At 53.8% G+C, this 24,413-nt stretch carries 20 protein-coding genes and 2 pseudogenes; 9 read left to right on the plus strand and 13 right to left on the minus strand.

What is annotated here, in order from left to right; genetic code table 11:
• Positions 1–176: 176 nt before the first annotated feature.
• From ACZ5EH_RS06790 to ACZ5EH_RS06820, 7 genes are all read right to left on the minus strand, one after another.
• Entirely contained in the window at positions 177–941 is a 765-nt protein-coding gene (locus tag ACZ5EH_RS06790; protein ID WP_464277371.1) for an adenosylcobinamide-GDP ribazoletransferase, read from the minus strand.
• 3 nt (positions 942–944) lie between these two features.
• Complete coding sequence (locus ACZ5EH_RS06795; RefSeq protein ID WP_464277372.1) at positions 945–1,739, minus strand: SAM hydrolase/SAM-dependent halogenase family protein; 795 nt, start codon at positions 1,737–1,739, stop codon at positions 945–947.
• A 248-nt stretch (positions 1,740–1,987) separates the two neighbouring features.
• Positions 1,988–2,641 (minus strand): redox-sensing transcriptional repressor Rex, encoded by a 654-nt coding sequence (locus tag ACZ5EH_RS06800; RefSeq protein WP_464277373.1) that lies wholly within the window; start codon positions 2,639–2,641, stop codon positions 1,988–1,990.
• 111 nt (positions 2,642–2,752) lie between these two features.
• Entirely contained in the window at positions 2,753–3,064 is a 312-nt protein-coding gene (locus tag ACZ5EH_RS06805) for an ATP synthase F0 subunit C (RefSeq protein ID WP_464277374.1), read from the minus strand.
• 65 nt (positions 3,065–3,129) lie between these two features.
• A complete protein-coding gene (atpB, locus tag ACZ5EH_RS06810; RefSeq protein WP_464277375.1) occupies positions 3,130–3,834 on the minus strand; it encodes a F0F1 ATP synthase subunit A in 705 nt (234 codons plus the stop codon).
• A gap of 4 nt (positions 3,835–3,838) precedes the next feature.
• The gene (locus ACZ5EH_RS06815) at positions 3,839–4,261 is read right to left on the minus strand and encodes an ATP synthase subunit I (protein WP_464277376.1); all 423 of its coding nucleotides are present in this window, start codon (positions 4,259–4,261) and stop codon (positions 3,839–3,841) included.
• Positions 4,245–4,589: an AtpZ/AtpI family protein gene (locus ACZ5EH_RS06820; RefSeq protein WP_464277377.1), complete on the minus strand. Its 345-nt coding sequence runs from the start codon at positions 4,587–4,589 to the stop codon at positions 4,245–4,247. Before ACZ5EH_RS06820 ends, ACZ5EH_RS06815 begins: the two co-directional genes overlap by 17 nt.
• Positions 4,590–4,908: 319 nt before the next feature.
• Between ACZ5EH_RS06820 and ACZ5EH_RS06825 the strand changes: the two genes are divergently transcribed.
• Entirely contained in the window at positions 4,909–5,991 is a 1,083-nt protein-coding gene (locus tag ACZ5EH_RS06825) for a radical SAM protein (RefSeq protein ID WP_464277378.1), read from the plus strand.
• A gap of 388 nt (positions 5,992–6,379) precedes the next feature.
• Here the strand turns inward: ACZ5EH_RS06825 and topA are convergent.
• A pseudogene (gene topA / locus ACZ5EH_RS06830) lies at positions 6,380–8,626 on the minus strand (type I DNA topoisomerase); the annotation flags it as partial.
• A 292-nt stretch (positions 8,627–8,918) separates the two neighbouring features.
• Here topA and ACZ5EH_RS06835 point away from each other — a divergent pair.
• Together ACZ5EH_RS06835 and ACZ5EH_RS06840 are read left to right on the plus strand one after the other, a co-directional pair.
• Entirely contained in the window at positions 8,919–10,484 is a 1,566-nt protein-coding gene (locus ACZ5EH_RS06835; RefSeq protein ID WP_464277379.1) for a VgrG-related protein, read from the plus strand.
• A 158-nt stretch (positions 10,485–10,642) separates the two neighbouring features.
• The gene (locus ACZ5EH_RS06840) at positions 10,643–11,407 is read left to right on the plus strand and encodes a hypothetical protein (protein ID WP_464277380.1); all 765 of its coding nucleotides are present in this window, start codon (positions 10,643–10,645) and stop codon (positions 11,405–11,407) included.
• A gap of 98 nt (positions 11,408–11,505) precedes the next feature.
• Here the strand turns inward: ACZ5EH_RS06840 and ACZ5EH_RS06845 are convergent, their stop codons facing one another.
• Together ACZ5EH_RS06845 and ACZ5EH_RS06850 are read right to left on the minus strand one after the other, a co-directional pair.
• Positions 11,506–12,204, minus strand: a complete 699-nt coding sequence (locus tag ACZ5EH_RS06845; protein ID WP_464277381.1) for a hypothetical protein — start codon at positions 12,202–12,204, stop codon at positions 11,506–11,508.
• A 106-nt stretch (positions 12,205–12,310) separates the two neighbouring features.
• Complete coding sequence (locus ACZ5EH_RS06850; protein WP_464277382.1) at positions 12,311–13,042, minus strand: class I SAM-dependent methyltransferase; 732 nt, start codon at positions 13,040–13,042, stop codon at positions 12,311–12,313.
• A gap of 178 nt (positions 13,043–13,220) precedes the next feature.
• Here ACZ5EH_RS06850 and ACZ5EH_RS06855 point away from each other — a divergent pair, with 178 nt between their 5' ends.
• On the plus strand, positions 13,221–14,027 hold the full coding sequence (locus tag ACZ5EH_RS06855) for an alpha/beta fold hydrolase (protein WP_464277383.1): 807 nt from the start codon (positions 13,221–13,223) through the stop codon (positions 14,025–14,027).
• 48 nt (positions 14,028–14,075) lie between these two features.
• On the opposite strand, the pseudogene ACZ5EH_RS06860 reads toward ACZ5EH_RS06855, so the two are convergent.
• Positions 14,076–14,228, minus strand: a pseudogene (locus ACZ5EH_RS06860) (hypothetical protein); the annotation flags it as partial.
• A gap of 164 nt (positions 14,229–14,392) precedes the next feature.
• Here ACZ5EH_RS06860 and ACZ5EH_RS06865 point away from each other — a divergent pair.
• Complete coding sequence (locus ACZ5EH_RS06865) at positions 14,393–14,791, plus strand: ACT domain-containing protein (protein ID WP_464277384.1); 399 nt, start codon at positions 14,393–14,395, stop codon at positions 14,789–14,791.
• A 128-nt stretch (positions 14,792–14,919) separates the two neighbouring features.
• Here ACZ5EH_RS06865 and sppA read toward each other — a convergent pair whose 3' ends face one another.
• Positions 14,920–15,831 (minus strand): signal peptide peptidase SppA, encoded by a 912-nt coding sequence (sppA, locus tag ACZ5EH_RS06870; protein WP_464277385.1) that lies wholly within the window; start codon positions 15,829–15,831, stop codon positions 14,920–14,922.
• On the minus strand, positions 15,821–17,554 hold the full coding sequence (locus tag ACZ5EH_RS06875; protein WP_464277386.1) for a 30S ribosomal protein S1: 1,734 nt from the start codon (positions 17,552–17,554) through the stop codon (positions 15,821–15,823). The genes sppA and ACZ5EH_RS06875 overlap by 11 nt, the downstream gene beginning before the upstream one ends.
• Before the next feature lie 330 nt (positions 17,555–17,884).
• On the opposite strand from ACZ5EH_RS06875, the gene ACZ5EH_RS06880 reads away from it, so the two are divergent.
• The 4 genes from ACZ5EH_RS06880 (at position 17,885) to ACZ5EH_RS06895 (ending at position 24,330) form a co-directional block, all read left to right on the plus strand.
• Complete coding sequence (locus tag ACZ5EH_RS06880; protein ID WP_464277387.1) at positions 17,885–19,372, plus strand: two-component system sensor histidine kinase NtrB; 1,488 nt, start codon at positions 17,885–17,887, stop codon at positions 19,370–19,372.
• A 263-nt stretch (positions 19,373–19,635) separates the two neighbouring features.
• Positions 19,636–20,325: an RdgB/HAM1 family non-canonical purine NTP pyrophosphatase gene (gene rdgB, locus ACZ5EH_RS06885; protein WP_464277388.1), complete on the plus strand. Its 690-nt coding sequence runs from the start codon at positions 19,636–19,638 to the stop codon at positions 20,323–20,325.
• A gap of 56 nt (positions 20,326–20,381) precedes the next feature.
• Positions 20,382–22,205 carry a glutamine--fructose-6-phosphate transaminase (isomerizing) gene (gene glmS / locus ACZ5EH_RS06890; protein ID WP_464277389.1) on the plus strand — a complete coding sequence of 608 codons (1,824 nt, stop codon included), beginning with the start codon at positions 20,382–20,384 and terminating at the stop codon, positions 22,203–22,205.
• The gene (locus ACZ5EH_RS06895) at positions 22,132–24,330 is read left to right on the plus strand and encodes an N-acetylmuramoyl-L-alanine amidase (protein WP_464277390.1); all 2,199 of its coding nucleotides are present in this window, start codon (positions 22,132–22,134) and stop codon (positions 24,328–24,330) included. Before glmS ends, ACZ5EH_RS06895 begins: the two co-directional genes overlap by 74 nt.
• Positions 24,331–24,413 lie beyond the last annotated feature (83 nt).

The raw sequence follows: 24,413 nt of genomic DNA on the forward strand, positions 1-24,413 counted from the left end.
CGTTCGCTTAAAACGCCAATCACCGAATGTTCAGGTGCTCAGAAGGTGCGCTCATACATCTACCCGGGCGCATTGCCTCCTTACTTGGCGACAGGGCGTAGTCATGCGCGCGTCGCTCTCAGGAACACCTACAATGCTTTTTGTCATTTTCCAAGACGAAAGTGAAACGAATAAAGCTATTGAACCAGGACCCACCCCAAGCCGGCGCACAGTTCGCCACATATGACGGAAGCCCCGAGAAAGTCTCCGTTGCACCCTCTATTTTTACGGGCAAGTCCGCGCATGCGCAGCAAGCAAATAAAAAGCAGCATGATACCAAGCCCGACTGCTTTATAGGAAATTATCTGCCCGGCAATAAGCGCTAGCACCACAGGGAAAAACATGTGTTCCCACCCTGCAGCGAGAATGAACGAACGCCCCATGCCGGGGCGGGGGTATTTTTTACATAGCATGGCAAGGGCAGGGATGGCGCAACGACCAAGAACAGGGCACCAGACCAGCGCGGCCCAGGCTTTGGAAGCAAGTATCTCGTGAAAAACTAGAACCTGACCCGACACAAAGAGCGCAACAGCAAGAACTGCGAAAAAACCGCTGTGGCTGTCCTTGAGTATGGTCCAGAAGGCATCCCCCTGCTTGTTGCTGCCCCAACCATCCGCAAGGTCAGCAAGACCATCCCAGTGGAGGGCTTTTGTCAGCCAGACGGATATGGCGAGGGCCCCCCATGCCTGGAGCCAAGGGGCGTTTTGGATAAGCCCAAGCCACCATGGCAATATCATGACCAGGCCTATAAGCATGCCCACAAAGGGGAACCAGGCCATGCTGGATGCAAGGTCAAATTCAAAAGCTCTGACGCTGGAAACGTCTGGGCGGGTGGGGGCAATGCGTGTGCAAAAACCAATGGCCAGCGCCAGCCCATGGAACTTGGAACGTTTTCTGGCCATGCCTCAGCTGGCTGCGTTCATACGCAGGGTCAAGTTTTCACCAGGCACCAGTGAAAGCAGATCGCCTGCACTGCCCATGTTCATGGCCAATTCAAAAAAGCCTTGGCTGCCGGGAATAAGACCAATGGTGCCACGCTCGATTTCACAATACGTGCGCACACGCCTCACTGGCAACTTGGCAACACCGGTGCTTATCTCCATGGGGCCATTCAGGATGGCGTTCCAGTCATGAATACGCAAATTGCACACAACGTTTCCAAAGTGGTCCACATGCAATGCATGGGCGCGAAGCGTTTGGCCATCGTGCTCAGGCGCGCTCCAATCGAGCTTGACGATGGAATCAAGGCTGATCTCGCGGCCCAGGGATTCAGGGCTGTCGCCGGCGCTGAGTTTAGCAGCAAGGGGGGCAAAGACATCACGACCATGAAAGGTGTTGCTTGCAGCCGCCAGGTGTGGGTGCGAAAAGTCGAAAATACGAGACGTATCCGCATCTGCATCCTCTACCAAAAGGCCGAGCAAGCCGTTATCTGGCGCGAGAAACAGTTTGGAATGCGCTTCGAGGCAGAGGATTCGCCTGCTGCTGCCCACACCCGGATCAACAACCACCATAAAAAGCGTTCCTTCCGGAAAATGGGGCTGGCTGGCATCCAGAAAAAAGGCAGCCTGAGCAATACCGTAAGGGGTGACATCGTGGGACAAGTCCACAATGCGGCAGTCAGGAGCATTTGAAATGAGTGCGCCCTTCATTTGGCCGACATACGGATCACTAAGCCCAAAGTCAGTCAGCAGGACTATCATAGGGAAGCCTCTGGCTTGAAAAAGTATTAACTTTTGAGCCCCATACAAAAGAAATGATTGTTCTTTATCACCTCTTTTGTAGTGGGTTGGTCAATAACGTGGCCGTACTTACTACTCAATTCAGAAAAAAGAAAGCCATTTTGTGCCGCTATAAAATATGACTGATACAAATACAGCAAATTTACAGTCGTGTGAACAGGGCAGCACGGATAATAGCAAGAAACAGCGGACATAATGCCGCTGTTTTCTTAGTCGCTTTCCCTTACTCTGGCGATAGTCAGATTGAAGGCAAGTGAATACAGATGGTGGAAGAAGTCGACGTACTCCACGTAAACTTCATCGGGCGCAGTGATTCTGGCGGGAGCAAAGTTGAGGATGCCCTTGATGCCTGCTTCGATAAGATGGTTGGCGGCGCGCTGTGCGCGCTCCGGCGGTGTGGTGATAATGCCCACTTCAATGGCCAGGTCGTTCACGCGATCCTTAAGACGTTTGGTGCATTGAACTTCCAGACCGGAGACGTCCTCGCCAATCTTGAAGGGGTCGCAATCAAAGGCGGCGATGATATTGAATCCACGGAGTTTGAACTCTTTGTGGTTCAGCAGGGCACGGCCGAGGTTGCCGACGCCGATAAGGGCGGTGTTCCAAGTGCGGTCTACACCGAGTGAACGCTTGATGGAGCTGTTCAGGTCCTGAACGTAATAGCCGACACCACGCACACCGAATTCGCCAAAATACGCAAGATCTTTGCGGATTTGTGACGGGTTCACGTTGCATGCCTTGGCTAGCATCTCCGAAGAGATAACCTGGGTACCTTCACGCATCAGGTTTTCAAGGACCTGCACGTAAACTGCCAAGCGTTGGATCGTAGCTCTTGGAATCCTTTCGCTTTTGAGATTCAGCATAGTACTTTTTCGCGGCTTAATTTGTGAAATTCAGAACGCCGTAGCGGGTAAAAAAGGGAGGCCGCAGGCGGCCTCCCTTTGCTAACATACGATCTTTGAGCGGCTACCCTACTACAGGATCATCATCAGGTTGACGACCAGGGCGTAAATAGCCAGGGACTCAACGAAGGCCAGACCGAGAATCAAGGTAACCATGATCTTACCACCGGCCTCGGGGTTGCGAGCGGTGCCTTCACAAGCAGCCTTCAGGCCCAGGCCCTGACCGATACCACAACCAGCAGCAGCGAGACCCATGCCGAGAGCAGCACCCAGCTTGATCAGGCCTTCAGCGCCGCCAGCGGCAGCTTCTTCAGCAGCCATGGCGAGGCTGGCGATGGAAAGCAGAGCAACAGTGTTCAGGACGGTGAGAAGAAACTTGCGCATTTGGAAACTCCTCCGAAGATAATGTTAATATTGCTTGGCCTAAGCCATTTCCCCAAAATGTACGACTAGTGTGCGTGCTCCAGCGAGCCCTTCAGGTAAATCATGGTCAGCATGAAGAAGATGAAGGCCTGCAGCACCTTTGCCAGCAAGAACAAGAAGTAGATGGGCAAAGTGGCGACAAGCGGCGCCATGATAAAGAAGAGAACGAGCACGATTTCCTCACCGCGGATGTTACCGAAGAGACGCAGCGTGAGCGAAAGCGGCCGCGCCAGATGGCTGATGATTTCCAGCGGCAACATCAGGGGCACCATCCACCACAGGGGACCCATGAAATGCTTGATGTAGCCGGGACCCCAGCGCATGACGCCGATGAGGTTGTAGTAGGCAAACGCGAAGATCGCCATGGCGGCGTTGGTGTTCACGTTTGCAGTGGGAGCATCACATCCGGGCACCAGGCCCAGGAGGTTCTGCACCAGAATGAAGAGAAACAGTACGATCAGTACAGGGTACACCTTACGGCCGTCTTCACCGATTGTCTGAACAACAAAATCTTCCAGACCTCCAATGATGACTTCCGCGATGTTCTGCACTTTTCCGGGAATCAGCTCCAGTTTCTTGCGAGCGAACCAGGCAAAGACGAACAGGATAAACATAGCTATCCAGGTGTAGAAGATATGCTTAGCTTCTCCTACGCCAAGAGCATGCTGCAAAGCCTGATCGACACCTGTTAGGTTGGAGAAGAGAACCGGATGCGGCAATCCACCTGCCATTCCCCTAAGCCTCCTTAACGTTTTGGTCGAAGCGTTGCGCCAGTCCCCATACAACGATGGTTGCGGCGACCGTGCCAAGACCGGCTACGAGTGCAGGCAAAGACGCCTGCCCGTATCGAATGAGGACGAACAGCACCAGGCCGGTCAGAAGCAGTCGGCCGTAGACCCGGACAAGAAGCGACATGAGCATGCCCTTGGTATAGGTCTGCAGCACCATCTGCTGAACGAACCGGGACAGGGAGTAGAGGTTGTACGTCGCCAGAATTGCGCCGGCTGCAAAATCGGTCGGCCACCAGCCAGCCCATGGGATCAAAAGAAGCGTAGCAGCGCTGGCCAGAACCACAAAAATCTGGTTGCGCATAAGCTTGCGTATCGGCGTGGCCGTGAAACCCCGCTGGTACAACGCTTTTTCAATCGTGTGAGCCATGCTTGTCATCAGGCTTACGTTCCCCTTGCCCGTGTCCGGGCTCGCCATCCTCTTCAGTCTCCGTTTCCCCTGCGGTGACCGAATCGGCTTCTTTCAATTTGCGCAGGATCTTGCGCGAATCCTGTATCACACTACGGAACCCGGCAATGATGCCGAGTATCAGGAACACCATGAACAGCTTCGGCTTGGTGTCCAACCAGCAGTCCAGGCCGTAGCCTATGGCGCCGCCGACAAGCGTATGTGTGACCAGATGCAGACCCATCACCGACGCGTCAAAAATCACGTCGCGGGACTGCTTGTCGATCCTGAAATTTTTAAAGAACTTCAAATCGCCTCGCCCTTCTAGCAGGATCAGAGACTGATTTCGTGCAAATGTTCACATGCGCCGTTTCCACTAACACAGCACTTGCGGGCAGTCAACGCTCCCGGGCAGAACAAATGTGAAAAATCAATCAAAGGTGCCCTGTCTTATCAATCAACTTGAACTTGCTCAAGACGCCGCGAGCCACTACTTAGTTCGAGCACGTGGCCATTGGCAACCCCGCATTTGCGCAGATCATATCGCAATGAGGGCTTTTTTCCGGAAGTCCAGCTGGTTAGGTAGAATAAAATTGTCCATTTGGTGCTTTAAGGAATAGCATAATTTTATGAAAGAGGCACCCTCACACTTCTCCATCATTCCGGGGCGCACGTTCCAGCATCCAGAACCATTGCAGGTCCAGCCCAGCGCGCCCATCTTGCCCGTCTTCATTCCGAATCAGGGGTGCCCCCGGCGTTGTGTGTTTTGCGATCAGTCTGCGCAAACCGGCGTCCCTGCGCAGGGGGGCGGCGCATTGGAGCAATTGATACACACTCTGGAAGCCGATTTGCAGCAGAGGAAAGATACGGACGCGACCCCGTTTGAGCTGGCTTTTTACGGGGGCACCTTCACAGCACTTGCTGAGGAGGTGTTTGCCCGGTTTCTGCATCTCGCAGAGCGTTTTCGTTCTGCAGGTGTTTTGTGCGCTGCCAGGTGTTCGACACGACCCGACGCCATAAACCCGAGTATTTTGGCCAGGCTTCGCGATGCCGGGTTCACCATGGTTGAGTTGGGGGTGCAGAGTTATGCGCCCCTGGCTTTGCATAAGAGCGGCAGGGGGTACACCCCTGTGTGCGCCATGGAGGCCTGTGGCATGGTGAAAGAAGGGGGGCTCGCTTTGGGAGTACAGCTTTTGCCGGGACTACCGGGGCAGACGGCGCGCGATTTTCGCGAAGATGTGCGCAGGGCGGCGGGTTTGCGGCCAGAGTTGGTCAGGTTGTACCCCTGTCTTGTTCTGGCGGGAGCGCCCCTTGCCGGCGCATGGCGTAGCGGCAGCTATGTTCCCTGGGGAGTCGAACGCACGGTGAATTCCCTGGCAGGGGCGCTGCTTTCATTCTGGAATGCCGGCATCAAGGTAGGGCGGATCGGCGTTGCCCAAGAGCAGGGACTGGCCGCACAAGTCCTTGCCGGGCCTTGGCACCCTGGTCTTGGAGGCATGGTCCGCGCTGCTGCGCTCCATAGACTGGTGCGCAGGGAGGTGCAGCGCCTGGATAAGGTGGGCGCGCACCCTGTGCAGGGAATGGCGGCGCCCAGGCGTTACCAGGGCGAATTCTGGGGGCACAAAGGCGCACTGGCGCCTTGCTATGCGCGGGTGGGGCTCACGCGAAAGAACGTCACCTTTTGGAACAAAGGATACTTCGCGTTATATTGATGTCGTCCTAGGAGCAGGGCGCTGTCTATTCTGGAGTTTTCCACGGTGGTGCATCGCCGTCACTATCAGAGGCGGCCGCTGCCTTATCAGGGGCGCTTTTTTTGGGCGCCGCTTTTTTCGTGGTCGATTTTTTGGCTGCAGCCTTTTTGGTAGCCGGCTTTTCCGCAGTCTCTTTCTTGGTAGTTGTCTTCTTGGCTGCGGTTTTTTTAGCAGCAGGCTTTTTTTCTGCAGTCTCTTCGGACTTTGCAGCCGTCTTTTTGCTTGCGGTTTTACTGGCGGTTTTGCGCTTTGGCTTTGCGGTTTCCGCCTTCTCCTGCACAGGGGCAGGGGGCGCTGCAATGGCCTGGGCCGTACGGCCAGAGGCTATGGACGCGGTAAGCGCTAACGCTTCATCCTCATCCAGCGGCTTGAAATAGCGGCAGTTTTTTTGCGGGCATGCCAAGTGCTCGCCACGCGCCTTGGTGCTTTTCATCACCAGGATAGGGGAGCCGCAATCAGGGCAGGGGCCTTTTATGGGCCAGTCCCAGGTTGCATAGTCGCATTTGGGGTACTGGTTGCACGCGTAAAAGACCTTTCCTCTGCGGGAGCTCTTTTCCACAAGTTCGCCATCGCACCCTTCCACAGGACAGGCAACGCCTGTGCTGAATGGTTCGGCGTGCTTGCATTTGGGAAAGGAGGTGCAGGCTATGAATCGGCTGCCTGTGCGCGAACGCTTGATGGCCAGTTCGCCGCCGCAATCCGGACAGGTGTCCACCACCTCAGGCGCCTGGTTTTCACGCTGCACTATTTCTATTTCGCCCTTTTCATCGCGAACGAAATCACTGGTGTTCTTGCAGTCCGGGTACCCGGTGCAGGCCAGGAATTGGCCCGCCTTGCCAAACTTGATGACCATGGGCTTGCCGCATTCTGAGCAGGTGAGGCCTGTTTCAAGGCCTGCCTTGATGCTGGCCATTTCCTTTTGGGCCTTTTGCAGGGTGGGGTAAAAATCGCCCGTGAAACGCTTGAGCAATTCCACCCAGTTTTCTCCGCCTTCTGCAACGTTGTCCAAAAGGCGCTCCATGGATGCGGTGAAATCCACGTCCATGAGCGTGGGAAAATGTTCCGCCAGCATGTCGCTGACAATGGCGCCCAATTCACTGGGCACAAAATGCTTTTCTTCCAGCCGGGCGTAATCGCGGTCCAGCAGTGTGGAGATGATGCTGGCATAAGTAGATGGGCGACCGATGCCTTTCTCTTCCAGTTCACGGATGAGCGATGCTTCTGAATAGCGCGGCGGTGGCTGGGTGAATTTCTGTTCCTTGTCCAGCTTGGCAAGTGCGAGCTTTTGCCCCTTTTCAAGTTTGGGAAGCTGGGTGCCATCCTGGTCCTTGTTCTGCTTCAATACAGCCAAAAAACCAGGGAAAAGCAGGCGTTCGCCCTTTGTGCGCCATAACGTGTCCGCGGCGGCGATAGTCACCGTTGTATCCCAAAAGCGGGCTGCAGCCATTTGCGAGGCGACAAAACGCTCCCATACCAATTTGTACAGGCTGTACTGATCGCGGGGGAGGCGCCCTTCAAGCTCTGACGGCGTAATGCTTACATCAACAGGGCGGATGGCTTCGTGCGCGTCCTGGGCTCCGGACTTTGTCTTGTAGACTCGCGCTTTGGGCGGGTAATAGTCCTTGCCGAACTGATTCACGATAAATTTTTGGGCGGCGTCGCGTGCCTCGTCCGCTATGCGCACGGAATCAGTACGCATATAGGTAATGAGAGCTATGGTGCCGCGATCGGCCAGGTCCACACCTTCGTACAGGCGCTGGGCCGTGCTCATGGTCTTTTTGGCGGAATATCCCAGACGCTGGCTGGCTGCCTGCTGCAATGTAGACGTGATGAAAGGGGGCGGCGGTGTTTTTGAGCGTTCCTTTTCCTTCACCTCATCGACAATGAACTCAGCTTCCTTGACACGGGCTTCGAGCTCCAGTGCCTGCTCTTCACTGCCAACATGCGCCTTTTTGCCGCCTATCTTGGCAAGGTCCGAGAGAAACTGAGGCGGCTCCTTGCCTTCAAGCATTACTTTAAAAACCCAGTATTCCTCTGGCGTGAAGGCTTGGCGTTCACGTTCCCGCTCCACCACTATGCGCAGAGCGACACTTTGCACGCGCCCTGCAGAGATACCGCGTTTGACCTTGCTCCAAAGCAGGGGAGAAATCTTGTAACCGACAAGGCGGTCCAGAATACGCCGGGCCTGTTGGGAATCGAAAAGTTTTTCGTCCAGGTCGCGGGGGTGGTTCAAAGCCTCGCGTACGGCCTTGGCTGTGATTTCGTTGAACTGAATGCGCTTGACGTTGGCGTTCATGCTCTTGATGAGTTCGGCAACGTGCCAGGCAATGGCCTCACCCTCCCTATCCGGGTCAGGGGCAAGGTATACAATGTCTGCAGTCTTGGCAGCGCTCTTCAGCTTGGACACAACTTTCTGCTTGCCCTCAATAACCTGGTACTGGGGCGTAAAGTCCTGGTCCTCGTCCACTCCAAGGGCATTAGGCGGGAGGTCGCGTACATGGCCTACGCTGGCCTCCACGACATAATCCTTGCCCAGAAATTTTTTGATGGTGCGCACCTTGGCGGGCGACTCAACGATGATCAAATCTTTCGGCATGATTGGGCGTCCTATAAACACACTATAGCTCTCTGGCAAGGGGGGGCAGACGCCATACGAGCAAGTCCAGTGCTTGATAGCACTCGATTGCTCTGTCGTTAACACGCTAAAATAATATACTTAATTGCTGCGGGTGACGGGTTTTCGTCGCTTGGGAGGCTCTCAGGATTATTTTTTTCGTTAAAAATACATCTAACCACCTTTTATTCAATATGAAAATAAGCATGGCACAACCACTGCAAAACACTCTGCGAAAACTTCAATCTATTTCAAGGGCAGAGGAATTCGCAGAATGGCTTCAACACCTTATAAGCATCAGGTGGCGGCAGGCAGCAGATTAGGGCTGCTTGTCATTCTGTGTTTCTTCAGCCTGATTTGTGATGTTTCATTACTTTTCGCCAGCAAGGGAGCAGGGCAAATGTCCCAGATTACCCCCCAGCAGAGTGAACCGGCCGCAGTTAATAACAAAGAGCAGAATACACGAGTGAAGCAACTGGTGCTGCTGGGGCAGAAGCGTGCGCAGCACGGCAGAGCCAAGGACCCTTTGTTGCGTGAAAATACGGATGCCTTCAGTTCCCTTCTGGAAAAAAGACAGAATGCAGTATCCACCCCCAATGTTGCCAGAAAGGATGAATCGGAAGGTCTGCTGCACAGTTTCGGTTTGGAAGACGAAGCTAATGAACTTAAGCGCAAGGCCTTTTCTTTGCTGGTGCAATTGGGGTTTGTAGAAAGCGGAAAAACCAACGAACTGCGTCAGCGTATTACACATGAAACACGGCAAGCTGTGATGCAGCCTGTTGCACATGTAGAACCACAAAAAGATGACGAGAAGACTGCTCCTGCCTCCGTCGCGCAAAAGGACGCGGGTGCAGACAATATTGCCGCAAAGCCCCTTAATGACGATAAGGCGCAGGTATCGAGCAAAGTAGATAAAGATGTATTGCAAGAGGTTGCATCGAAATCCGCAACACCTGTCACGGACGCCACCAACAAGAGTGAGCCCATTAAAGTAAAGGATGAAGAACAGGTAGCGACTGCAAAAGAAACAGCGCCCTCGCCCGTAACTGAAGATAAACCCCGGACAAAATTGCTGAGCGATGCAACGCATTTGCTGCGTGTGCCTGTAAACGCAGAAACGAGGCGTTCCGTAGCCATCGATATGATGGCTGAGAAAAAGGCCCGGGAGATATTGACTGCGGAAGCCAAGGAATCCTTGCTTCCCGTGACTGGCGAACTCTCTGCAGTATTCGAGTCCGGTAAGGACGGCATCGCCGCCATTGGCTATGATCGCAGGGGGGGAACGTCCTACGGCAAATACCAGATTGCTTCCCGCGTCGGCAGCATGTCGCGTTTCATAGGATTTTTGGACGACAGGGCGCCGGAATATGCCGAGCGTCTGCGTAATGCCGGTCCTGCCAATACCCGCAGTCGTTGGGGGGGCATGCCAAGTGAATGGAAAAAGATAGCTGCGGAAGATCCCGAAGGATTCGAAGAGTTGCAGGATGAATTCATTCTGGCGACCAATTACCAGCCCGCGCTCAATGGTATAAAGGACAGAGCCAATCTTGATGTTGCTTCACTGTCTCCCGCGGTACAAGAAGTGCTCTGGAGCACGGCGGTGCAGCATGGTCCTGCTGGGGCATCCAGTATCTTCAGCAAGGCGGCTTCCAACGCCACAGGCCAAGATAGTCAAGAATTTGACAAGTCTTTGATCGAAGAAGTGTACAAGGCGCGAAAGCGGAATTTTTCCGGATCATCCCGCCGCATCCGTACGGCGGTCACGGCCAGGCTCAACCGGGAGCAGTTGATGGCGCTCGATCTTTTGGAAAAGGATTTGAATAAAGAAGCTGTAATGTAAAAAGAGTGTAAAGCACGGGCTCCTTTCATTGACACGTTCCATGGGCGCGTGTAGTGATTTAGGTGGAAAAAAGTTGTAGAGATATCTACAAGCCGGGCATGCTGATTCGGGGGAAAAGGCGTGGGGTGTTGTTGCCTGAGGGGAAACAGGAAACCGGCATGGATAGAATAGTACAGAAATTCCTTGGAGCTCCGAGACCTGATGCTGGCAGGCAAACGGTTTCAGAGGGTGTTCAGGATTGTGTTCAAGGGGCGCAGCACCTGTTGTTGCGTAACTCCCATGCGCGCATACCCATTCTTACGCTTGATGTGCTTCTGCCCGCCACTTTGCAGAGCGGCGTTAAGCGTTGGAAAGGGCTTGTTGCTGCCCGCCAAGACTCTTCTTACCTGCATAATAAATTACAAGCCGTACCTGCCCTCAACGAAAAGTACGTGTACCTGCAACGCGAAGGGTTGCCGGGGGCTCGAAGCGTGTTTGCCGAAGGCACGGAAGACACCGGTATGCTCTGGCGATTTCTCTTGGCCCATGAGCTTGTAAACCTGGCGGGAGGAATTAAAGACCTGGCAGACCTTGCCGTGATGGCTATTCAGCGGGGCAGGTTTATGGAACTCGCTGCCCCCTGCCTGCATTTGCCGGTACACGGTGAATATCTCTATATGGCTGGGTTGCTCTCTGTGGCGGATGCAATATGCGCTGTTGCATTTGAAAGCGCTCTTGCCACGCTTGCCGCTCCGGATGAAGTCCTGGCGATACTGTTGGATGGTGCATGTGGCAGTGAATTGCTGTGGCTTGCCCTGTACATAGAGCAAGGGAACTGGCAAGAGGTGCGTGAGTTGCTGGAAGCGTTTTCATCATGCGAGGACAACACGGCAATGCTCTATGGCCAGGCAACTGTCTGGACGCATTTTTTGCTAGGCGAATGAGGCTGAAGCATTCCACAAAAATCGCAAATATGCACGTTGTTTTACCTGTATAACCGTAGCTAATGCTGCGGTTTTTTTACTTGCCACTCAAGGGTCGTTTAATAGTTTTTACACGGAGTAAGAAGAGAAATAATAAGCAACCCTGGTGGATTGTTCTTCTCGCTGTAGGTCAGGGAAAAAAGCACGCTGTTATGATACCACTCCTCTGCCGCCCTGCTCCCTAGTTGTTGCGGTTCTCCAAAAAGCGCAACAAAATCGTTTCGTAACTCCTCACCTTCCTGTTTGTTGATGAACTCCAGATGGATGTCCTTCAAGATGTTGTTGTGGTTAAAAATGTAGACGATTCGTTCGCAATGTAGCGGGCCGTACTTACATTCGTCAGCGGGCAGGGTGTAGAAATGAAGGGTTCGTTTGGCATCAAGTTTTTGCTCGCGCAATAACGTAAAAGGGGTGTCGGCGAAGTCGTTGAATCGCGTTCCCATGAGCATCGATTTGAAATGCCAAGTATTGGCTGTATCCATTATGGGCTGCACGGATTTTTTATTATCTCCACACGCAAAGACAAAGCAAGAAGACAACAAAATAACGAGCGCCAGAAGGCGGTGCAGGTGACAAGGGGCCTTATTGCACATACTTCCCCCCGGTTTGGCAGGCGAGAGGCCTGCCGCGTAGTAAAGATCAGCGCTGGTAAACAGCACTAGGGGCAGGAGTTTAAGCTCCCCGTACGCAGGCAATGAAAACAGTGTGTTGCAAGAGCCAACGCAGACAAGCGCTGCGAATGCCTTGGCAACAATCACCAGAATTTATTGCTTGATATATAGATATACAAAAGGGGGTGTTTTGCAAGCAGCGCGAAAAAAATCACATGTCACTTGCAGTAAGGGCGCGATTGACTGGACGTAATTATTCGGGTTTGTGGGCAAGAATGGTTATCATCCCATCCTTGTTCTGTGTTTTTGCTATACGCAACCCAGCCTTGGTCAGCAGGCTGGAAACCCAGGCGGGATCGAGGCGCAGTTTTGGGTAGGATCCCTTGTACAGAACCCACCCTCCGTTCTGGCGCTCATAAATAAGGTCGTTCACCGTTACGCGTTCAGGGCCGTACTCGAGAAAGCAGGTGAATATTCTATCACTGTCACTGCGGACTGGTATGAACCTGTCCAGGCCGGTATGGGGTTGGTTGAGGTCGCGGAACATCAGTACGATATCGCCCCCATTCTCCAGACGTTGGGATAATTGGCCAAGAAGTTGCGCCACTTCATCTCGCTTTGAAAGTTGCGGAAGGGTATCGCCCATGCATACAGCCAGCTCAATCTTGGGCGGGCAGTGCTGTGCAAAATGAAGCATGTCATCGCATACGGTAGTTACCTTCACGTCCTGGGCATGTTCAGTGAGTTGCTCCAATAGTGCGGCGCTCAGGTCTACGGCGACGACGTTATACCCGGCACGGGCCAGGGGTATGCTCTGAAATCCGGCACCTGCGCCAAGATCAACAGCATTGGATGACTTTTGTGGGATAAGGCCGAGGGATGCAAACAGTTCTGCGTTCTTCTGAATATTCGATTCGTAGCCGCCCATAAGCCATACATAACGGTCGGCAAGTATGTTTTCATAATGTTCTTTTGCGGTATTCAAAAAAAGCTCCCTGACAAGCATTTGCTCTTGTACACTTGATTACATCGTAATCATATCAGGTCGAAGAAGCGTCTTCAAGAAGCGTCTTTTTCCTGTAATGTGGACTGTCGAACTCAAGGAAACGTGTCTTGATGATCACCTTGGCTGCAGATAAAAGAAGTCGAAACCAGGAGCGCAGATGACGAAAATTGAGCGGGATGCCCCATCTGGGAGCTTGATACAAAAAGAGACGGTGTCAGTTTCCGGACAACACATTGAGCTTGCCTTCACAAGGCGTGAAGGGAGCTTGCCAGTGTTGGTGATGCTGCACGGACTCGGGTGTTCACAGCGCTCTTTTGCCGGTGTTTTTCAGGCTGCCGCTGTGGAGGGGAGAGCCATCCTCAAATTTGATCTCCCTGGGTTTGGTGATTCTGCCCTTCCTGAAATGTTCCAGTGTTCACTCGAAAATCATGCGGCTGCCGCAGCGGCGTTGTTGGACAATCTTGGAATCAAGGATCTGCATCTGCTGGGGCACAGCATGGGCGGGGCAATTGCCCTGCTTATGGCACCATCTTTGGGTAAGCGTCTTAAATCTCTCACTAGTGTGGAAGGAAATCTGGTCGGGAGTGATTGTGGTGTCAGCAGATTCGTGTGCAATATGTCCAGAGATCGATTTGAGAACGAATTTTTTGCGCGATTGAAAAAGCGTACGCCTCCTTTGGAAAGGGCCTTCACCGCATTGGAACTCTCTCGCCCGCGTGCCTTTTATGAAAGTTCCTGCTCTCAGGTGCGCTGGAGCGATAGTGAAACCCTTTTGACTACGATGCTGGAGCTAAATGCCCCCCGATTATACATACACGGGCGCCGCAGCAAAGACCTGGGGGCACTCCACCGTTTGGAAGGTGTTGATAAGGCGAGCATCCCTGAAAGCGGGCATTTCCCCATGAATGAGAATCCGAACGTGTTTTACGCAACATGGGGTAATTGGCTGGATGCAATCACCTGACGGTGGCGTTTACTGGCTGGCCTGACCGGCCAGCAGGTGTCACACGCCTCAGGAACCACCATAGCCAATGGTGACGGCGCCGTCCTCTATGATGACAGGAACCTGCCGCGCCCCTTTGGAGTACTCGAGCATTTCCGTAAGCTTTGCAGGATCAGCTTTGACATCATGATATAAATGGTTTTTGTATGCCTCACGGGCATTGGACGTATAAGGTCAACCTTTTTTGCCATAGATAGTAGTCGACATAGCTAGCTCCTTTCCATAGAAGATTTCTATTTATGACTACCACAATGGGTAAATAGCGCAACCATGAATTACTTGATGACAGCTCTGTCGGTTGCCAAGATCGAGAATAGGGGAGCAAAATGGAATTGGATAACGTGTTACCTGTCGTGCAATTGGAAAAGGTGACAGGTCGGTACGCGGTCTTAAGATTGCGCCCTGATGAACCCATTCCAGGGGAGCGGACAGGAGCCTTTTATTCCATTACCCGCACAGCGCACGAAACAAGTGTCATTGTTGACGAGGAATTTGTCCCGGTTGGGGTGTTGGCGGAAACAGGTTTTGTTATGCTCAAGGTCAAAGGTGAGTTGGACTTTTCACTTACCGGCATTATGGCGTCGCTGACATTACCTCTGGCGCGCGCAGGCATAAGTATCTTCGCAATTTCCACCTATGATACCGACTATCTTTTGATTCAGGAAACTACGCTGGAGAGCGCTGCAGCGGCGCTACGCAACGCAGGGCATGTGCTTGACCTTTGATGGCGGAAGTACACACGGAAGAGGTGGCAGCGAAGAGGTGCTCATTTGTTCGCTGCAATCTGACAAAGGGAAATACTACGGTGAGGTATAGACGGGAAAGGTAGGGGGAAAAGCAACAAGCAACGGATTTAATACATGAACATCCAGCGCGGCCCGCGGCTTTCATAGGCTGTCTTGGCTTGCACATGGGCCAGCCCTGTCAGCAGATCCTGCCAGAAATCGCTTTCTTCCACAGGTCCTTCTACCAGGGGGATGTCCTCAGATTCGGGCTGTTGCGTCAGTTGCTTGAGGAGTTTTACGGAGTCGTCCATACCGCCGAGCCCGTCGATGAGTTTTTCCACCAGGGCTTGGCGACCGGTGAATACGCGTCCGTCTGCGATTTCCTTGACTTTTTCAGGGTCGAGTTTGCGCCCCTCTGCGACATCAGTGACGAATTGGTCGAAAAGGTCTGCGACCACACCCTTGAAATAGGCGCGTTCTTCCGGTGTCAGTTCCCGGTAAGGGGAGCCGGAATCCTTGAATTTGCCGCTGGTGATGCTCTCGTTGGAAATCCCCAGCATATCCATGAGCCCCATGACATTGCTGAGTTCCATCTTCACGCCGATACTGCCGGTTATGGTGCCTGGATTGGCCAGAATGGCGCTGGCAGGGCAGGCTACGTAATACCCGCCGGAAGCGGCGACTGATCCCATGGAAGCAACCACGGGCTTTTTCTCTTTCAGTCTTTTGACGGCACGGTGAATTTCCTGGGAAGCACTGACACCGCCCCCCGGTGAATCGATGCGCAAAATGACCCCGAGAACTTCATCATCGTCTTCGAGTTCCTTGATCCAATCCAGAACAGGGCGGGGATCCAGGATAACTCCTTCGACGTGAACCACGCCAAAAGACTTACCTGAAATGTAATTTTTCGAGATGCTGTCAAAAAAAAGAAAGCGTACAGCGGCCATGGACCCTATAATAAGGACCATGGCCGCTGCGAGCAAAATGAATCCGAAAAGAAACGGATGACGTTGGCTGAAAGAAAGCCTAGTTGCCATCTTCCTCCTCGAACTTCTGTTTTAAGAGGTCGCCAAGTGTCTGTCCGCCGCTATCGCTAGAGGAGCCGCCGCGGAATTCCTTGGGCTGTTTGCGCTCTTCGTCTTCCTTGATCTGCTTGATGGAAAGACCAAGCCTGCGCTCTTCTGCGCTGACGTGGATGACTTTAGCCTGGATAGTGACGCCTTCCTTGAACATCTCCGAGGGACTCTTGATCTTCTTGGAGCTGATTTCGGAAACGTGCACCAAACCTTCGATGCCTTCCTCGACTTCCACGAACAGGCCGAAGTCGGTGATATTGGTCACCACACCGTTAACGAGAGTGCCCACGGGATAGGTATCGGGTACCTGGTTCCAGGGATCCTCGGAAAGCTGCTTGATGCCCAAGGTGAACTTTTCATTCTCCTTGTCCACAGTCAGCACTTTGGCCTGTACCGTGTCACCTACGCCGTACAGCTCTTCGGGGTGGCGGATTTTCTTGGTCCAGGAAATGTCCGAAACATGAATCAGACCGTCGATGCCATCCTCGATACCAATGAACAGACCGAATTCGGTGATGTTCTTGATGGTGCCTTCGAGAATCGTACCTTCGGGGTACTTCTCGGCGACAACGTCCCAAGGATTGGGGCGAATCTGCTTCATGCCCAGAGAAATGCGCTTCTTATCAGGATCAACGCCGAGGATCATTACCTCGACCTCTTCACCGACCTTGACCATCTGAGAAGGATGGCGAAGCTTGCGGGTCCAGCTCATCTCGGAGATGTGAACCAGGCCTTCGACGCCGGGCTCGAGTTCCACGAATGCGCCGTAATCAACAAGGTTGGTAACCTTGCCATTGATCTTGGTGCCTTCGGGGTACTTCTCGGTGATGTTTTCCCAGGGATCAGGAACGAGCTGCTTCATGCCAAGGGAAACCTTTTTGGAGTCCTTGTCGAAGTTCAGCACCTTCAGAGTGATTTCCTGGCCAAGCTTGACCATTTCCTTGGGATGCTTGACGCGCTTCCAGGACATGTCGGTGATGTGCAGCAGCCCGTCGAGGCCGCCCAGGTCCACGAACACACCGTATTCAGTGATGTTCTTGACCTTACCGGTGATGACCTGACCTTCTTCCAGGGTCTCGAGAAGCTCGTTGCGCTTGGCTTCGCGCTCTTCTTCGAGCAGCACACGGCGCGAAACGATGACGTTGGAGCGCCGGCGGTTGATCTTGAGAACGCGGAAATCGTATTCTTCGCCCACAAGAGCGTCCATGTCGGGCACGGGACGCAAATCCACATGGGAGCCGGGCAAAAATGCCTCCAGCCCGCCCAGGTCGACCGTGTAGCCGCCTTTGATGCGACGTACGATCTTGCCGGGGATTACGCCGTCCTTCTCCTGGATGTCCTCCAGTTTGTCGAAGAGCTGCATGCGCTTGGCTTTCTCGCGCGACAGCGTGATGGTGCCCTCCACCTCGTCCTTGCGGACAACGAAAACGTCGATGGTGTCGCCTACCTTGATGGTGACTTCGCCTTCGGCGTCCTTGAATTCGCTGGTGGGAATCTGGCCTTCAGACTTGAAGTTGACGTCTACCAGGATGTTATCCTGGTCCACCTTGACCACTTCGCCGTGTACTATGGTACCTTCTTCCAGATCTCCGAAATCTGAGGAAAGGTAGTCTTCCAAAGCAGATGCGAAATTAAGCTCGGTCTCGGCAGCGTTTTGATGTTCATTGTTGGTTGATGATTCCATGGTTACCTCCAAACCTGGGACGTTCTTTTTTCCGCCAGTTAGGCAGAGTAGGTGAAGCTAACAGAAAACACACAAAGTGACAATGCCTTTTCAAATGTAATTTCTGTTTTTTACAAGGTTACGGTTTTAGCACCCCAAGTCTGAAGAAAATCCTTTTCGCTCCCCCTCTTGCTGATGTAATATTTACAGCCAAGCAGAAGCACCCATGAGTAGCATTTGACTAAAGGTAGAAAAAACCATGAAACTTTATGTTTCATCAAACAATATGTTGTAGCGCAGAAGTTACTGCTGCAATTGTCCAGGTAAACGATTCAGTATGAAGGGCGGGCCATGGAGAAACAAGATAACGTGACAATTCCCAATGAAAAAGATTCTTTCCGTATCGGCCTGGTAGGTGAGGAAAAGGATATTCGCCCCTATGTGGAGATGTTCTCCAGCATCGAACTCTCGCAGAACATGCCCTGGCTCCACGTCGCTGCTGTGGCTTGTAGCGACCATGGCCCATTTGAATGGGGACTCCAGCCAGCACCGAAACATTACAATGATACAACAGCAATGCTCGAGGAAGTGGACGATTTGCATTTGCTGATAGATCTTGAAACCACTTCATGCCCCAAGCTGGGGGTGCCCTGTGTAAGCAGCGATGCAGCCAGGCTGTTTGTGGACCTGGTCAAGGATGCGCTGGAAAGCAGGGTGTGCGCCACTGATCTCATCTACGCAAATTCCTTGTTCAGGACCATATTCGAGGAAGTTGAGGAAGACATCCTTTTGCTGGATGCAGATGGGGTGATCGTGGATACGAACAAGAATGTCTACGAACGCAAGAACGTAGACAAGGAAGATGTACTGGGGGCGTATTGCCAGGAGTTGGAAGGGCGTGAATTCTGCTGTGACAACATGGGCAGGAATTGCCCTTTGCACACTACTCTGCGAACGGGAGGCAAGGCTGAGAGCGTGCATACTTTTGTGGATGAAGGCGGGCGCATGCGATATTTTCGCATCTATACCTACCCGGTTTTCAATGCTGCGCGGCAACTGACCCATGTCATGGAAATCAGGCGAGACATTACACATCGCAAAAACATGGAGCTGCGGTTGCAGCAGTCGGAGAAAATGGCGGCCATCGGCGAATTGGCCACCTACATCGCCCACGAGATCCGGAATCCCCTCTTTGCCATTGGCGGGTTTGCAAACTCCCTGTTGCGCGCGCCTTCGCTGGATGACACCGCACGGGAAAAGGTCGGCATCATTTTGCAGGAATCCAAGCGGCTGGATAAAATCCTGAAAAGCATCCTCAATTTCGCCCGCCCCACTGATGCCAGACAGACAGTGGTGGATTTGAACCAGGTGGTGGCAGATACCACGGAGCTCATGACCCTTGGCTGCGAGGACAAGGGGATAACTGTCAATCTGGACTTGGGAACGAACCTGGCAAAGGTGAAGGGCGACGCCGAGATGTTGAAGCAGTGCCTCATCAACATGTTCAAAAACGCCATCGAAGCCATGCCGGAGGGCGGTGAGCTGAGCGTGAAAACACACATGACATCTTCCCATGTTGCGTTCGAACTCAAAGATACGGGGCGCGGCATCCCCCAGGAATTGCGAGAAAAGGTTTTCAACCCCTTTTTTAGTACAAAAGAGCAGGGCGCTGGCCTGGGCTTGCCCATGACCAAGAAAATCATTGAGGAAATGGGCGGTAATGTAGAACTGCACAGCAAGCAGGACGAGGGCACGCGCGTTGTGCTGCACCTTTTGCCGCTGCTTGCGGTGGATAATCCCGAGCAGGGGCTGCCCCCGGAAGATGAAGCGTCGGAGTAGGTTCTACAACCTTTGCTGTAAGAAGGTTTCTGAATGATTGCCTAGGGGTTTCTCTGTAAAAGATTTGCATATCCTGCCCTGTGCCTGGGCATTCTCTTTTTAGATAAGGTATGGTTCGCACAACGCGCCCCCGCTTCATGGGGCGCTCGTTTGCCGTGTGCCGCACTCGTGCCCCATAAAAAAGGCAAATAATGGCTGGTTTGATCTAGAATATATCTGGATTTTGTATAGTATTGTTGTTAGCGTGCGGAGCAAGACGGGCAATGGAAGAGCATTGCACAGCAAAACAGGGAGGCGTTGTGCCCGCAATCATTCTCGCAACACGCAACAAAGGCAAAATTGCCGAATTGACCGCCATGCTGCGCAGGGCGGTGCCTGAGTTGGAAGTAAAGGGCTTGGATTCCTTTCCGGACATAGGCGAGCTGCCTGAGGAAGGGGATACGTTTGAAGAAAACGCGCGCAGCAAGGCATGCACCGCGGCACGGCTCACCGGCATGGTGGCTGTTGCCGACGACTCCGGGTTGGAGGTGGACGCCCTGGGCGGTCGCCCCGGAGTGTATTCTGCGCGTTACAGTGCGGATGTGCCGGGTGCGGAGCACTGCACCGGCAAAGAGCGGGATCAGCAAAACAACCTCAAGCTGCTTCGGGAACTCGAAGACGTTGCGCAGGAAAAGCGCACGGCCCGATTCCGTTGCGTCATGGCCGGGTGTACGCCTACAGGTGAAACCATCACGGCTTCCGGCGCATGGGAAGGGCGCATTGGTTTTGCTCCGGAAGGTGAAAACGGATTCGGCTATGATCCCTTGTTTTTTGATGCTGAAGCAGAGTGCACCTCTGCACAATTGACCGCTGCGGAAAAGAACGCCAAAAGCCACAGAGGCAAAGCCTTGGCGGCACTGCTTGAGGCTTGGCCGGCTTTCTGGAATAAGGCTGCCCAAAAGGGCGCAGCCTGAGCCTGCAAGGGGCGCCAGACTGATGCGCCCTGGAACGCAGTGAAGGAGAATAAGACATGTGCGGAATCATAGGCTATGCCGGGCACAGGCCTGCGGTGCCTCTCTTGCTCCAGGGGCTTAAGAGCCTCGAATACCGCGGTTACGACTCCGCAGGCGTAGCATTCATTCAGAACAAGGCGCTCGAAGTCGTAAAGGCGCCGGGCAAGCTGGAAGTGCTCATGGAAAAATTGTCCCACATGAATGTGGGGCAGGCCACATCTGGCATGGGGCACACCCGCTGGGCCACTCACGGGTTGCCGGTGGAACGCAACGCCCACCCGCATAGAAGCAATGACGGCAAGATCGCCCTTGTCCATAATGGCATCATTGAAAACTATCAGTCCCTGCGCGAAGACTTGAAAGCCAAGGGGCATGAATTTCTTTCCGAGACCGACACCGAGGTCCTGACGCACCTTATCGCCGAAGGCACCAGGCACAACGGGACAATCATAGAGGCCATCTCCTGGGCGCTTGCGCAGGTAGAGGGCGCATTCGCCATTGCTGTGGTCTCGCTGGACGAGCCTGGTGTCGTGTATGGCGCCCGCGTTTCCAGCCCGCTGGTGATGGGCGTGGGCGTGGGTGAAAATTTCATAGCTTCGGATATTCCCGCCTTCCTGCCGTACACCCGTCAGGTTGTCTTTCTTGAGGATGGCGAACTGGTTCGCATCGACAGCGCCAAGTGGGAAGTTTTCGACGCCAAGACCCTGGCCAAGATCGACAAGCAGATCCAGCATATTGACTGGGATGTGCAGGCTGCCAAAAAGGGCGGCTTCAAGCACTTCATGCTCAAGGAGATTTTCGAGCAGCCCAAGGTTGTCTCCGATTGTCTTGCCGGTCGCATGGACCACCACAAGAAACGCATCGAGGTCCCTGAACTGCAGGATGTGGACCCGCCAAAGCGGCTGCACATTGTGGCCTGCGGCACCTCCTACCATGCGGGGCTCTGGGGCATGCAGCTGTTGGAAAGCTGGGCCAAGATTCCCACAACGGTGGAGATTGCCTCGGAGTTTCGCTACCGGGACGTGATGCTCGAGCCCGATGACGCTGTGCTGGTTATCAGCCAGAGCGGCGAGACCGCCGACACCCTTGCGGGATTGCGTAAAAGCAAAGAGCAGGGCGTTACCGTCATCGGCCTGTGCAATGTTGTGGGGTCATCCATTGCCCGTGAATCCGACCTGGTGGTCTACACCCAGGCTGGACCAGAAATCAGCGTGGCCTCCACAAAGGCCATGTGCAGCCAACTGGTGCTTCTCACGCTCATGGCCCTGCACTGGGGCAGCAAGAAGGGGACCCTTCCGGACGGCGTGATGGAGCAGTGCGTGCACGGTTTCAACAATCTGCCCGGTTTGTTGGAGGCGGAACTGCCCGCCATGCGCGAAACCGCGCGCAAACTGGCCAGGCAATACTCCTTTGCCCGCAGTTTTCTCTACCTTGGGCGTGGCATGTGCCATTGCCTGGCGCTTGAAGGCGCTCTGAAGTTGAAAGAAATCTCATATATCCATGCGGAAGGCTACGCCGCAGGCGAAATGAAGCATGGCCCGATCGCGCTCATCGACCCGGAATTCCCGACCTTTGCTCTTGCTCTCAATGATTCCCTCTTCCCTAAGGTCAAATCCAACATCGAGGAAGTCCAGGCGCGGGAAGGCAAGATTCTGGCGTTAACCCACCCCAGTACTCGTCTTGATGTGGACGATCCCTGGGTGATTCCTGAGGCATGGGGCCCGCTCAGCGCTTTTATGGTGCTCCCTGCCTTGCAATTGTTTGCCTATGAAATGGCCGACTACCTCGGTAAAGATGTTGACCAGCCGCGCAACCTGGCCAAGAGCGTCACAGTGGAGTAGCGCTCCGGCCCTGTTGTTCTGTCTGGTCGTGATTTTCTGCGCAACGGCGCAGGGTGTGGTGGTGCGCCCTGCGCTTGCCGCGCCCTATACCAATGATTCTTTGCAGGAAGATTTCAAGGTCGCGTGGAACGAATTCCACGACCTGACCAAGGACGACCGTAAAAGCAAGTACCGCATCTACTGGCAGGATCTGGAAAAACAGTTCCTGGCCATCTACAAGAAGGACTCGGAAGGGCCCATTGCTCCCAAGGCGCTTTACTATGCAGGGCGCGTCAATGAGGAACTCGGGCGCCGCTCCTACGTAGACAGCGATTTTCGTCGCGCCGTGGACTACTTCCAACGTGTTGCCTCACGTTTCCCCAAACACAGCTGGACCGATGACTGCCTCTACCGCAAGGCGTTGCTGGAGCTGAACTATCTGGGGGAAGAAGAGACCGCGAAGGAAGATCTGGCTTATATCGTGCGTAACTACCCCAAGGGCGACATGCGGCCAAAGGCCGTGAGCCTGCTCTCGCAGCTTTCTGGGGGAACCGTGCTTTCCAGTATGGAAGATGACAGCGACCCCGTAGCGCCCGCGCCCCTGCCGGAAGAAGTGGCCGAAGAGGTGCACGAGGAACCAACCCCACCGAAGCAAACCAGGGTGCCGGACAAACAGCCCGATGAGAATGTGGCTTCCGTGACAGCCGTTGCCATGGAACGCCCCAAAACCAAAAAAAACGCCAATGGGCTGAACGAATTGAATGAGGTGCGGCACCAGAGCAGCGACGAATACACGCGCATTGTCATCAACGCCGATCGCAAGACGCCCTTCAGGTACCAATTGCTCAACCCTGTTCCGGAGTTGAACAAGCCGCACCGCCTCTACATTGATCTTGAGGACACGATCATGGGGCCGCATGTCAAACGCAATGTGGATATTGCGGACGGCATTTTGCGGCGGGTGCGCATTGCCCAAAATCAGCCCACGGTGACCCGGGTGGTGCTGGATTTTCAGGATTTGCAGAAGTACCAGATATTTGCCCTGGAAAATCCCTACCGGATCATTATTGATGTTTCTGCACCGGAAGGCAGGCCGCGGCAGGTGCTGGCCAAGGCGTCTGAAAGTGCCCCCCAAAAGGGTAGCAGTAATAAATCTGCGGAAAAAGCCCCTGCCAAAGAGTCGAAAGAAAAGGTTGTAGTCCGGCCTGTTTCAAAACCCAAGCCGGCTGTGGAGCCGGAAGTCGTCGCCAAGGCGGAGGTAAAGAAAACGGTGAAGCGCCCTGTGTCAGAGCCAGTGCGAAAGGGCGCCCTGAAACCCGCGGAACCGCCTGCGCCGGTGCAAACAAAAAAGGAAGCGCCGCAAGAACGTGTGGCGTCTTTGGAGCCGCAGCAGCCCGTGGGCGATTACACGCCCCCCCCGGATAGCCATAAACAGGCCGCCACATTGGTGGAACAGCTGGGCCTGACCGTACGCACCATCATGATCGACGCTGGTCACGGCGGCAAGGATCCTGGCGCAATTGGCGTTGGTGGTGTGCAGGAAAAGAACATCAACCTGCGCTTTGCCAAAATCCTTGGAGAAAAGCTCGAAGATAAAGGGTTCAATGTCCTGTACACGCGCAAGGACGACACCTTCATCGCTCTGGAGGACCGGACAGCAAAAGCCAACCTGGAAAAGGCGGATCTCTTTGTTTCCGTTCACTGCAACGCCATTCATCTGAAGAAATTCAGTGGCATGGAAACGTATTTTCTGGACTTGGCCACGTCCAAGGATGCGGTGCGTGTTGCGGCGCGGGAGAACTCCGTGTCCACCAACAGCATCAGTGACCTGCAGGTTATTCTCTCCGACCTGATGCTCAATTCCAAACTCAAAGAGTCCAAGGACCTTGCCAACCAAGTCCATTCCCGGATACTCAAAGACCTGCGAAAAACGTACAAGGTTAACGACCACGGCGTCAGGTCTGCGCCCTTTTATGTGCTGATGGGCGCCAAGATGCCGGCCATTCTGGTGGAATTGGGCTATGTGACCAATGCCAACGAGGCCAAGCGCCTGCAGTCCGACGAATACCTGCAAAAGCAGGCAGACGGTCTCGTAAGCGGCATCATGGCCTACAAGCGCAATATCGAGAAATTCGCCAGCCTTTGATGCGCCGGCAGGTTCTCCCCCTTGTTTGCTGATTTCGCCGGGCTATCATTATATAATGATAGGCCGCAAACTGGATCAGGCAT

This window comes from Desulfovibrio biadhensis (assembly GCF_055388615.1).

Coding starts and splice junctions, on each gene's coding strand:
- ACZ5EH_RS06795 (WP_464277372.1), bottom strand. CDS start 1,739: ATGATAGTCCTGCTGACTGACTTTGGGCTTAGTGATCCGTATGTCGGC.
- ACZ5EH_RS06800 (WP_464277373.1), bottom strand. CDS start 2,641: ATGCTGAATCTCAAAAGCGAAAGGATTCCAAGAGCTACGATCCAACGC.
- ACZ5EH_RS06895 (WP_464277390.1), top strand. CDS start 22,132: ATGAAATGGCCGACTACCTCGGTAAAGATGTTGACCAGCCGCGCAACC.
- ACZ5EH_RS06835 (WP_464277379.1), top strand. CDS start 8,919: ATGGCTTCAACACCTTATAAGCATCAGGTGGCGGCAGGCAGCAGATTA.
- ACZ5EH_RS06840 (WP_464277380.1), top strand. CDS start 10,643: ATGGATAGAATAGTACAGAAATTCCTTGGAGCTCCGAGACCTGATGCT.
- rdgB (WP_464277388.1), top strand. CDS start 19,636: ATGGAAGAGCATTGCACAGCAAAACAGGGAGGCGTTGTGCCCGCAATC.
- glmS (WP_464277389.1), top strand. CDS start 20,382: ATGTGCGGAATCATAGGCTATGCCGGGCACAGGCCTGCGGTGCCTCTC.
- ACZ5EH_RS06880 (WP_464277387.1), top strand. CDS start 17,885: ATGGAGAAACAAGATAACGTGACAATTCCCAATGAAAAAGATTCTTTC.
- atpB (WP_464277375.1), bottom strand. CDS start 3,834: ATGGCAGGTGGATTGCCGCATCCGGTTCTCTTCTCCAACCTAACAGGT.
- ACZ5EH_RS06790 (WP_464277371.1), bottom strand. CDS start 941: ATGGCCAGAAAACGTTCCAAGTTCCATGGGCTGGCGCTGGCCATTGGT.
- ACZ5EH_RS06805 (WP_464277374.1), bottom strand. CDS start 3,064: ATGCGCAAGTTTCTTCTCACCGTCCTGAACACTGTTGCTCTGCTTTCC.
- ACZ5EH_RS06825 (WP_464277378.1), top strand. CDS start 4,909: ATGAAAGAGGCACCCTCACACTTCTCCATCATTCCGGGGCGCACGTTC.
- sppA (WP_464277385.1), bottom strand. CDS start 15,831: ATGGCAACTAGGCTTTCTTTCAGCCAACGTCATCCGTTTCTTTTCGGA.
- ACZ5EH_RS06855 (WP_464277383.1), top strand. CDS start 13,221: ATGACGAAAATTGAGCGGGATGCCCCATCTGGGAGCTTGATACAAAAA.
- ACZ5EH_RS06815 (WP_464277376.1), bottom strand. CDS start 4,261: ATGGCTCACACGATTGAAAAAGCGTTGTACCAGCGGGGTTTCACGGCC.
- ACZ5EH_RS06865 (WP_464277384.1), top strand. CDS start 14,393: ATGGAATTGGATAACGTGTTACCTGTCGTGCAATTGGAAAAGGTGACA.
- ACZ5EH_RS06875 (WP_464277386.1), bottom strand. CDS start 17,554: ATGGAATCATCAACCAACAATGAACATCAAAACGCTGCCGAGACCGAG.